Genomic DNA, 9,900 nt, shown 5'->3' on the forward strand with positions numbered 1-9,900 from the left:
CCGAACACCACATCCTTCACCGGTCGGTCGAGGTGCCGGTCCAGCTCCGCACACACCGCGTCGAACGCATCCGCGAACACCGGGTACGCCTCGTACAACTCACGACCCATCCCGGCCCGCTGCGACCCCTGACCCGAGAACAAAAACGCCGTGTCCCCGCTCGTGACCGAGCCGCGCACCACACCCGGGGCCGTGCGGCCTTCGGCCAGCGCCTCCAGGGTGCGCAGGAGGTCTTCGCGGTCGCTCGCGACGGCGGCGGCACCGTGGTCGAAGTGGGTTCGTGTGAGTGCCAGGGACCGGCCGAGGCCGGCGGGGGCGAGTGCGGGGTTGTCGCGTACCAGGTCGAGGAGGCGGCCTGCCTGGCCGGTCAAGGCCTGTGGGGTCTTGGCCGACAGGATCAACGGGACGGCCGGGAGAGTGTGTTGCGGGGAGGCCGGTTCCGGGGCCGCCGCCGTCTCGGGCTGTTCCAGGATGACGTGGGCGTTCGTACCGCTGACTCCGAAGGAGGACACTCCCGCGCGGCGCGGGCGGTCGCCCACCTCCGGCCAGTCGCGGGCCTCGGTGAGCAGTTCCACCGCGCCCGCCGACCAGTCCACTCGCGTGGACGGGGTTTCGGCGTGCAGGGTGCGCGGCAGCACGCCGTGGCGCATCGCCATGACCATCTTGATGATGCCGCCGACGCCCGCGGCTGCCTGTGCGTGGCCGATGTTGGACTTGAGGGAGCCCAGCAGCAGGGGCCTGTCGGCGGGGCGGTCCTGGCCGTACGTGTCGATGACGGCCTGTGCCTCGATGGGGTCGCCGAGGGTGGTGCCGGTGCCGTGGGCCTCGACGGCGTCGACTTCGGCCGCGGGGATGCGGGCGTTGGCGAGGGCCTGGCGGATGACGCGTTCCTGCGCGGGTCCGTTGGGGGCGGTGAGGCCGTTGGACGCACCGTCCTGGTTGACGGCGGAGCCGCGGATCACGCCGAGCACCTGGTGGCCGTTGCGGCGGGCGTCGGAGAGCCGCTCGACGAGGAGCATGCCCACGCCCTCGGACCAGCCGGTGCCGTCCGCGCCGTCCGCGAAGGACTTGCAACGGCCGTCGGACGACAGGCCGCCCTGGCGCTGGAAGTCGACGAAGGCGCTGGGGGTGGCCATGACGGTGGCGCCGCCCGCCAGGGCGAGCGTGCACTCGCCGGAGCGCAGGGACTGGACGGCGAAGTGGAGGGCGACCAGGGAGGAGGAGCAGGCGGTGTCGACGGTGACGGCGGGGCCTTCGAGGCCGAAGGTGTACGCGACGCGGCCGGAGGCGACGCTGCCGATGTTGCCGATGCCGAGCAGGCCGGCCACACCGTCGGGGACATCGGCGTCGGCGAGCTGGGCGGCGTAGTCGTGGTACATGAGGCCGGCGAAGACGCCGGTCCGGCTGCCGCGCAGGGAGGCCGGGTCGATGCCCGCCCGCTCGATGGCCTCCCATGCGGTTTCCAGCAGGAGGCGTTGCTGGGGGTTCATCGCCAGCGCTTCGCGCGGCGAGATCTTGAACGGATCGGGGTCGAAGTCGCCCGCGTCGTGGAGGAATCCGCCCGCGCTCATCCCGGGGGTGACGGGCTGGGCTCCCTGGGGGTCGTACAGGTTCTCGGTGTCCCAGCCGCGGTCGGTGGGGAAGCCGCCGACCGCGTCGGTGCCGGTGGCGACGAGCTGCCACAGGTCCTCGGGGTCGGCCACGCCACCGGGGTAGCGGCAGCTCATGCCGACGATCGCGATGGGCTCGCGGTCCTTCGCCTCGGCCCGGCGCAGTCGCTCGCCGGTCTCGTGCAGGTCAGCCGTGACTCGCTTCAAGTATGAGCGGAGCTTGTCTTCGTTCGCCATCAGAGCGTCACCTGTCCGGGTACCGACGAGCTGGGAGTTCATGGATCAACACCCGCGGAGCGGGCAGGCGTTGAGGGCGTGGGGCGGGGACGGCGAAAGCGGGCGGAGAGCGGCCTCTCCGGCCACACCGCCCGCCCGTTTCGGTGCCTTGTGTCTGTCGTGTCTGCTGCGTCTGCTACGTCGCGGGGGCCGCGACGGGTGCCAGCCGGTCGGAGATCGTGCTGAGCATCGCCGGCTGGTGGTCCGTGAGGAAGAAGTGACCGCCGGTGTAGGTGTGCATCTGGAAGTCGGCGGTGGTGTGGGTGGACCAGGCGCGTGCCTCGTCCAGGGTGACCTTGGGGTCGTTGTCACCGGTGAAGACGGTGATGGGGCAGGAGAGGGCGGGCCCCTCCTCGTACACATAGGTCTCGGCGGCCCGGTAGTCGTTGCGGATGGCGGGCAGGGCCATGCGCAGGACTTCCTCGCTGCCCAGGGCGCGGGCGTCGGTGCCGCTCAGTTCGCGCAGCTCGGCGAGGAGTCCCTCGTCGTCGCGCTTGTGCACGGACTCGTCGCGGGGGCGTGACGGGGCGCGGCGGCCGGAGGCGAAGAGGTGGACGGGGGCGGCGTCGCGCTCCTCCATCAGCCGGGCCATCTCGAAGCCGAGGGTGGCGCCGAGGCTGTGGCCGAAGAGGGCGATCGGCTGCCCACCCGGCCGCGGGTCGAGAACCTCGACGATGCGGCGGGCGAGTTCATGAATGGTCTCTACGCACTTCTCCTTGCGGCGGTCCTGCCGTCCCGGGTACTGGATCGCCACGACGTCCAGTCCGGAAGAAAGGGCTCGCGACACGGGGAAGAAGAAAGAAGCCGAACCGCCGGCGTGCGGCAGGCAGACGAGTCTGGTCTTCCGGCCGGGCGTTTCATGGAAATTGCGGATCCACAGCCCGCGGTCTATCTCCGGGACAGCCATATGAGAGATCGGTCCTTTCCGATTTTCCCGCCACTTGATGACGAAGGTAGGAGTTGGGGGCCGCTCCCCCAACCCCTCCGGTCCTTGGTATTCCCCCTATATTCGGGATTCCGGTAGGGGTCGGGGCCGCTTCGCGGGTGTCAGGTGAGAGCGGGCTCGGGAAGGTGGGCGCCCTGGCGGAACAGTTCGCCGCGTACGTCTTCGGTGCTCAGTGCGATGCCGTCACGGGCGACGAGCGCGGCGGCGATGCCGGCGGCCTGACCGGTGGCGAAGGCCGTGCCCATGACCCGCAGGGATCCGCCCGCCATGCGGTCGCCGTCGACGTTGCGGCCTGCGGCGAACAGGTTGTCGGTGTCGGCGCTCCACAGGGAGCGGAGGGGGATCTCGAAGTATCCGTCGTCGTCGATGAAGAGCCACTGGGAGGGGGCGCCGGGGGCCGGGTGGTACTCGATGGGCCAGGCGCCGGCGGCGATGGCGTCGTCGAAGTGGGCGCCGCCGAGGACTTCGTCGACGCTCAACCGGTAGCGGCCGGCGATGTGGCGGGACTCGCGGGTGCCGATCTCGGGCCCGGTGCTGACGATGTAGGCGTTCTCGCAGTCGGGGAGCGTACGTATGACTTCGAGGTAGGCGCGGGCCTGGATCCGGGCGCTGGCCTCGGCGCGGCTGACCTCGGCGGAGTCGCGGGCGTCGTAGCCCTCGTCGACGATGTACGCGATGACGTCGCCGGACAGCGGCAGCCGGGCCACGAGTCCATTGGCGGAGACCAGTGGGCCGATGCCGCGCTCGCGGGCCGCGTGGACGGCGTCGGAGACGCGGGCGCGGGAGACGTCCGCGTGCGGTGGTATGCCGCCGAAGCGGACGCCCAGGGAGCCGTTCTGGACCATGCCGTCGTTGCCGTAGCGGACGGCGGCGCCGGCGAAGGCGGCGAGATCGGCCTCGCCGGTGGCGTCGACGAAGGCGTCGGCGGTGACCTCCGTGATGCCGTGGTGGTCGGCGATACGGACGGACGTGACGCGGCGGCCGTCGCGGCGGGCCTCGGCGACGTGGCTGTAGAGGCGTACGTCGACACCGGCTTCGGCGCACAGTCTGTCGAGGGCGCGTTTGACGGCCTCGGGGTCGAAGACCACGCACACGCCGTTGAAGCGCTGGGGGGCGGTGACGGCGCCCTCGGCGCGCAGCGCCGCCAGGACCTCCTCGGCGATGCCGAAGACCACCTGCCGGGGCGGGTCCTCGCGGGTGTAGATCCCGCAGTACGTGAGGACGTTGCGCAGGGTGGCCGCGCCGCCCAGGCACGGTCCTCGCTCGACCAGCAGGGTGCGCGCACCCGCCCTGGCGGCGGCGACCGCCGCTGCGACACCGGCGGATCCGCCGCCGGCCACGATCACGTCGTACTTCTCTGCCATGTCCCTGCCCTCTGAGTCGGTCGGTGGTGGTGGTTCCTGTGCGGGTGGGTTGCGGGGGGTGTACGGAAGGTCAGGCGGTCCGACGCTGTGGCGGGGGCCCGTCCGGGGCCGCGCGGGGGCCCGCTACGGCGCGCAGGCCGCTGCGCGGGGCGTCGGTCCAGCCGCGGGCGCCGGTGACCACGCCGATCTGGAAGCGGCTCCTGACGCCGGTGCGGGCGAGCAGGTCGGACATGGTGCGGCGGACGGTCCGAAGGGATACGCCGAGCCTGCGGGCGGCCATCTCGTCGGTGAGCCCTTCACAGAGCAGTTCCAGCAGCGCGTGTTCCTGGTCGCTGAGCCCGTTCTCGCGCCGCTGCGGCTGTGCGCCGCCGGGCAGTGCCGCGGCCCATTCGCGTTCGAACAAGGCGTACAGCGCGGTCACCAGGACCGGGGAGGTCACGAGGTCGGCGGCGCCGGAAGTGCCCGTCTCGTCGTCGGGGGCGCTCTGTACGACGGCGACGGAGCGGTCCACCAGGGTCAGGGGGACGGGCACGGTCGCTGCGGTGCGGATCTCGGCGCCGGAGTCGGCGAGCCGGCGGCCGTACGCGCTGCGGGTCGCGCTGTTGCGGGCGCCGGTGAGGTGCAGGGCGCGGATGCGGACGCCGCGGGCCAGGGCGCGTTCGGCGGTGTCGGGTTCGCCCTGCAGGACGTGCTGGAGTCCGGAGGTGCCGGGCAGGGCGCAGGCGATCTCCCCGGTGGCCTGGCGGAAGAGCCGGTCGAGGCCGAGCCGTATCTCCTCGGGGCCGCGCAGGCGGGTCACTCCGGCGTCGGCGGTCCCGGGGCGACGGGTCTCGTTGGCGGCCAGCAGCTCCATGACGGCGGCGCGGCTCTCGTGCGCCTCCCGGGCGCGGCGGGCGAGGTCGGCTTCCTGGCGGGCGAGGAGGGCGCCCAGACCGAGTTCGGGTGCGACGACGGTCCAGACGGCGGGGCTGCCGGGCAGGCGGCGGACCAGGGAGAGTTCGGCGAGGCGGCCCAGGGCCTCGTGGACACTGTCCTCGTCCTGGCCGAGGCGGCCGGCGAGTTCGGCCGCCTGCCGGCCGTTGCGTTCCAGGAGCGCGCGGTACACGGGCTGCATTCGGGCGTCTATCCCCAAGGTTTCCACCAGAAGATTCCCTTCCAGCCTTTTCCGGCGTCCGGGATTCCGCTCCGAACGGCATACGAATTAACGACAGTTACCCTCATGAGATCAGGAGAGGGTGCCCCCTACTCAAATCCCTGGCCCCCTATAGGGGGGAATCAGGGGTGCCCGGAACAGAGGGTCCGAAGAAGAATCTGACGAGAGACGAGAGGTGTTCCCATGCCAAATATCATCGCTTTCTCCGCCGATACGGCGAAGGACCCCGTCCGACTCGAAGGAGGGCCTGTAGACCTTTCCGGGACCGTGAATCTGGCCGACTACAACGAGGTGATCTTCTCCGACGAGAAGATCAAGATCCGCTATGGCAACGGGTACGAGCACTACACGCCCCTGGACGCCGCGGCCGAAACCGGCGCCGGGATCGGACCGGGGCCCAAGACCTTCCAGTGGGTCGGCCGTACCAAGATCGCCGAGTAGTCCACCGCGCACATCAGCCCCCTTCGGGTCTGCCCCGCCGTCCCCGGCGGGGCAGACCCTTTGTCGTTCAGGAGGCGCCGTCTTGAGCCGACGCCCTCTTGAGCCGGGCGCCGGCTTCAAGAGGCGCCGGCTTCAAGAGGCGCCGACTTCAGGAGGCGCTGAAGCGCTGGTCGATGAAGGCGAAAAGCTCGTCGTCCGTCGCGGAGTCCAGCTCCTCACGCATGTCTTCCGGCCCGGCCCCGTCGGGCGCGCCGAGGTCTTCCGCCGTGGCGGCGAGCGCCTCCCTGGCCTCGCGCCATTGCGATGCCAGGGCCCGCAGACGGTCCGCCACCTCGTCCATCGCGTCGCTGTCGGGGGCCAGTTCCCGTACGCGCTCCGGAGTGAGCGCGGCGAACGCCTCCTCCAACCGGCGCAGCTCCGCACCCGGGTCGGCCGGAGCCGAGGTGGTTCCGGGGCCGCCCGCCCCGGTGCCCCCGGTGCCGGAAGCGGTCGGAGCCACCAGGCCGAGGACGTGAGCAGCCAGGGCTTCTGCCGTCGGGTAGTTGAAGATCAACGTCGGGGCCAGCCGCAGACCGGTCGCGGCGCCGAGCCGGTTCCTGAGCTCGACGGCCGTCAGGGAGTCGAAGCCCAGTTCGCTGAAGGTCTGCTGCGGCTTGATCCGGTGACCGGGCGCATGGCCGAGCACCGCGGCGGCCTCCGAGGTGACGACCTCCAGCACCGCAGCCGGGCGTTCCTCTGGAGTCAGCGCCCCGAGGCGGGGCAGCAGCGACTGCCCGGACGTGGCCGGGCCCGAGTCCTTCGCGGCACGTCGTGGTGCGACGCGTACGAGCGACCGCATCAGATGCGGGACGGCGCCGCTGTCGGCAGCCGCACGGCGCCATTCGGGCAGGTCGAGCAGGACGGGGACGACGGCGGGCTCACCGGATGTGACAGCGGTGTCGAACAGCTCCAGCCCCTCGGCCGACGACATGGGCACCATCCCGGACCGCCTGAGCCGTCGTACGTCGGCCTCGCTCATCCTGCCGAACATGCCGCCCTCGGCCCACGGCCCCCAGGCGAGGGAGGTGGCGGGCAGCCCCCGGACCCTGCGGTACTGCGCCAGCGCGTCCAAGTAGGTGTTCGCCGCCGCGTAGTTGGCCTGGCCGGGCTGCCCGACCACGCCGGAGACGGAGGAGAACAGGACGAAGAAGGAGAGGTCCAGGTCCGCGGTCAGTTCGTGCATCTGCCAGGCCGCGTCGACCTTCGGGCGGAACACACCCGAGAGGCGTTCCCCGGTCAGCGAGCCGAACACCCCGTCGTCGAGGACACCCGCGGTGTGCACGACACCGACGAGCCGGCCCGTGGCGCGAATTCCGCCGACGAGCGCGGCAAGGGCCTGCCCGTCCGCCACGTCGCACGCCTCGAAGCGGGCCGTGGCACCGAGCGCCTCCAGTTCGGCGACGAGTTCGGCCGCGCCCGGGGCCTGCGCACCGCGCCGGCTCACGAGGACGAGATCCCGCGCGCCCCAGGCTCCGGCGAGGTGCCGGGCCATCAGCCCGCCGAGCGTGCCGGAGGCCCCGGTGACGAGGACCGTGCCCTCTACATCCGGGCGCCCGGCGGTGGTGTCGGTCCCGGTGGGGGCCGTCCGGATCAGACGGGCTGCGTGGATCTGTCGGCCACGTACGGCGAGCTGCGGCTCGCCGACAGCGGCGAGCGCGGCGAAGCTCGGGTCCTGGTCCTGGTCCGGACCCGGGTCCGCGTCGACGAGAACGATGCGGCCGGGGTATTCGGACTGGGCAGAGCGCACGAGACCCCACACGGCGGCTGCGCCGAGGTCCCGCACCGCTTCGCCCTCGGTCGCGACGGCACCACGAGTGGCCACGACCACCCGCGCACCTTCAGGTCGCTCCTCGGACAACCACACCTGCAACCGTTCCAGGGCCCGCGTCACCCGGTGGTGTACGTCGCCCACGGCGTCCGCGCCGTCGGCGGCTCCCGGCACCTCGATGACGTCCACCTCCGCGTCCGCGCCATCGGCCGCTCCGGCGGTCGCGTCCAGCGGGCTCCAGCCGATCCGGTACAGGGGCTGCGCGCCCCCCGGACCATGGGCTCCGGCCGCCAACTGCTCCCGCGACACGGGCCGCAGCGCCAGCGAGCCGACGGAGGCCACAGGGGCACCCGTACCGTCCGCGAGCACGACCGAGGCGCCCGAACTTTCCTGATCAGCCGGACCGGTCCGGGTGATACGCACCCGCAACCGCTCGGCACCCACCGCGTGCAGCCGTACGTCGCTCCAGGCGAAGGGCAGCCCGGCCCTGGTGCCCAGGCCCATGGGATGCAGGGCGGCGTCCATGAGCGCGGGATGCAGCCCGAAGCCGTCCGCGGCGTCGCGCAACTCCTCCGGCAGGGCCACCTCGGCAAAGATCTCGTCGCCGCGCCGCCAGACGGCACGCAGGCCGCGGAAGGACGGCCCGTACTCCAGGCCGAGTCCGGCGAGTTCCTCGTAGACCGCGTCGACCTCGACCTCGGAGGCCCCGGTCGGCGGCCAGTCCGTGAGGGCCTCGGCGTCTTCCGCCGGGGCGTCCGCCAGCACACCCGAGGCATGCGGGACCCAGGCGCCACCGATGTCGGCGGAGGCCCGCGAGTGAACGCGAACCACACGCCGGCCGTCCTCCGCCGGGGCTTCCACGGCGATCTGCACGGCCACGGCACCCTGTTCGGGCAGGACGAGTGGGGCGTGCAGGGTCAACTCCTCCAGCACGGTGGCACCGACACGCTCGCCCGCGTGGAGGGCCCACTCGACCAGGGCGGTGCCCGGGACGAGCCGTGTGCCCATGACGACATGGTCGGCGAGCCAGGCGTGCGAGGCGGCAGCGAGGCGCCCGGTGAAGAGCGCCGAGCCGGCACCGGCCATCTCGGTCATGGCACCGAGCAGCGGGTGCCCGGCCGATTCGAGGCCGAGATTGCCCGGCTCCCCGGCAGAACCGCCCGAGGACGCCAGCCAGTAGCGCTGACGGTCGAAGGCGTAGGTGGGGAGGTCGGTGCGCTGGGCGCCGGTGTCGGCGTAGTACGTCGTCCAGTCGACGGCCTTGCCTCGGACGTGGAGTTCGGCGAGGGCCGTGGTCAGTGCCTCGGGTTCGGGGCGGTCCTTGCGCAGGGCAGGGAGGAAGTGGGCGTCGTCGGTGACGCAGGACTGGCCCATGGCGGAGAGGACTCCGCCGGGTCCGAGCTCCAGGTACGTGGTGACGCCCTGGGTTTCGAGGTGGCGTACGCCGTCGAGGAAGCGGACGGCCTGGCGGACATGGTCCACCCAGTAGTCGGCGGTCAGCACTTCCTCGCCTGCGAGTTCGCCGGTGAGGTTGGAGACGATCGGGAGCTTCGGTGCGTGGAAGGCCAGGCCCTCGGCGATCGCCCTGAACTCGGCCAGCATCGGTTCCATGCGCGGCGAGTGGAACGCATGGCTGACCCGCAGCCGCTTCGTCTTCTCGAAGCCCGACGCGATCGCGAGCACAGGCTCTTCGTCGCCGGAGATGACCACGGAGTCCGGACCATTGAGCGCGGCGATCGAGACACCCTCGGTCAGCAGAGGCAGGATGTCGGCCTCCGTCGCCTGGATGGCGACCATCGCTCCGCCGGTAGGCAGTGCCTGCATCAGCCGGCCCCGGGCCGCGACCAGTGCCGCCGCGTCCTCCAGTGACCAGACTCCCGCCACATGTGCGGCGGCCAGCTCACCGATCGAGTGGCCGAGCAGGTAGTCCGGGGTCACGCCCCAGTGCTCCAGCAACCGGAAGAGGGAAACCTCGATCGCGAACAGACCCGCCTGGGTGTACACGGTCTGGTCGATCAGCTCCGAACCGCCGAACACCACATCCTTCACCGGCTGGTCGAGATGACGGTCCAGCTCGGCGCAGACCGCGTCGAAGGCGTCCGCGAACACCGGGTACGCCTCGTACAGCTCCCGGCCCATCCCGGCCCGCTGCGAACCCTGACCCGAGAACAGGAACGCCGAACGGCCACCCTGGACCGATCCGCGGACCACGCCCGTAACGGACCGCCCCTCGGCCACCGCCCTCAGCAGCGCCCCACGGTCCTCACCGATCACCACCGCACGGTGCTCGAACGCCGTACGCG

Annotated in this window: 6 protein-coding genes; 1 reads left to right on the forward strand and 5 read right to left on the reverse strand. The window is 71.9% G+C overall.

Translation table 11 applies throughout. The annotated features are described in order from the left end of the window. The 4 genes from BT364_RS38220 to BT364_RS38235 form a co-directional block, all read right to left on the reverse strand. The coding region (locus BT364_RS38220) for a type I polyketide synthase (RefSeq protein WP_371268709.1) at positions 1–1,850 on the reverse strand (1,850 nt) is incomplete at its 3' end. Between the two features lie 172 nt (positions 1,851–2,022). Then, positions 2,023–2,793, reverse strand: coding sequence for a thioesterase II family protein (locus tag BT364_RS38225; protein ID WP_072489735.1), 771 nt, complete (start codon positions 2,791–2,793; stop codon positions 2,023–2,025). 140 nt (positions 2,794–2,933) lie between these two features. Then, positions 2,934–4,196: an FAD-dependent oxidoreductase gene (locus BT364_RS38230; protein ID WP_072489736.1), complete on the reverse strand. Its 1,263-nt coding sequence runs from the start codon at positions 4,194–4,196 to the stop codon at positions 2,934–2,936. Positions 4,197–4,266: 70 nt separating this feature from the next. After that, positions 4,267–5,310: a helix-turn-helix transcriptional regulator gene (locus tag BT364_RS38235; protein WP_072489737.1), complete on the reverse strand. Its 1,044-nt coding sequence runs from the start codon at positions 5,308–5,310 to the stop codon at positions 4,267–4,269. 222 nt (positions 5,311–5,532) lie between these two features. Here BT364_RS38235 and BT364_RS41250 point away from each other — a divergent pair, with 222 nt between their 5' ends. After that, a complete protein-coding gene (locus BT364_RS41250; RefSeq protein ID WP_143166627.1) occupies positions 5,533–5,790 on the forward strand; it encodes a DUF5988 family protein in 258 nt (85 codons plus the stop codon). A gap of 148 nt (positions 5,791–5,938) precedes the next feature. On the opposite strand, the gene BT364_RS38240 is transcribed toward BT364_RS41250, so the two are convergent. Further along, positions 5,939–9,900: type I polyketide synthase (locus tag BT364_RS38240; protein ID WP_218172488.1), on the reverse strand; the 3,962-nt coding region annotated here is incomplete at its 5' end.

The sequence above is a fragment of the Streptomyces atratus genome, assembly GCF_900119365.1.
GTDB lineage: Bacteria > Actinomycetota > Actinomycetes > Streptomycetales > Streptomycetaceae > Streptomyces > Streptomyces atratus_B.

What these genes read in the sequence shown, in the direction of transcription:
- BT364_RS38225 (WP_072489735.1), bottom strand. Translation starts at nt 2,793, where the DNA reads ATGGCTGTCCCGGAGATAGACCGCGGGCTGTGGATCCGCAATTTCCAT.
- BT364_RS38230 (WP_072489736.1), bottom strand. Translation starts at nt 4,196, where the DNA reads ATGGCAGAGAAGTACGACGTGATCGTGGCCGGCGGCGGATCCGCCGGT.
- BT364_RS38235 (WP_072489737.1), bottom strand. Translation starts at nt 5,310, where the DNA reads ATGCAGCCCGTGTACCGCGCGCTCCTGGAACGCAACGGCCGGCAGGCG.
- BT364_RS41250 (WP_143166627.1), top strand. Translation starts at nt 5,533, where the DNA reads ATGCCAAATATCATCGCTTTCTCCGCCGATACGGCGAAGGACCCCGTC.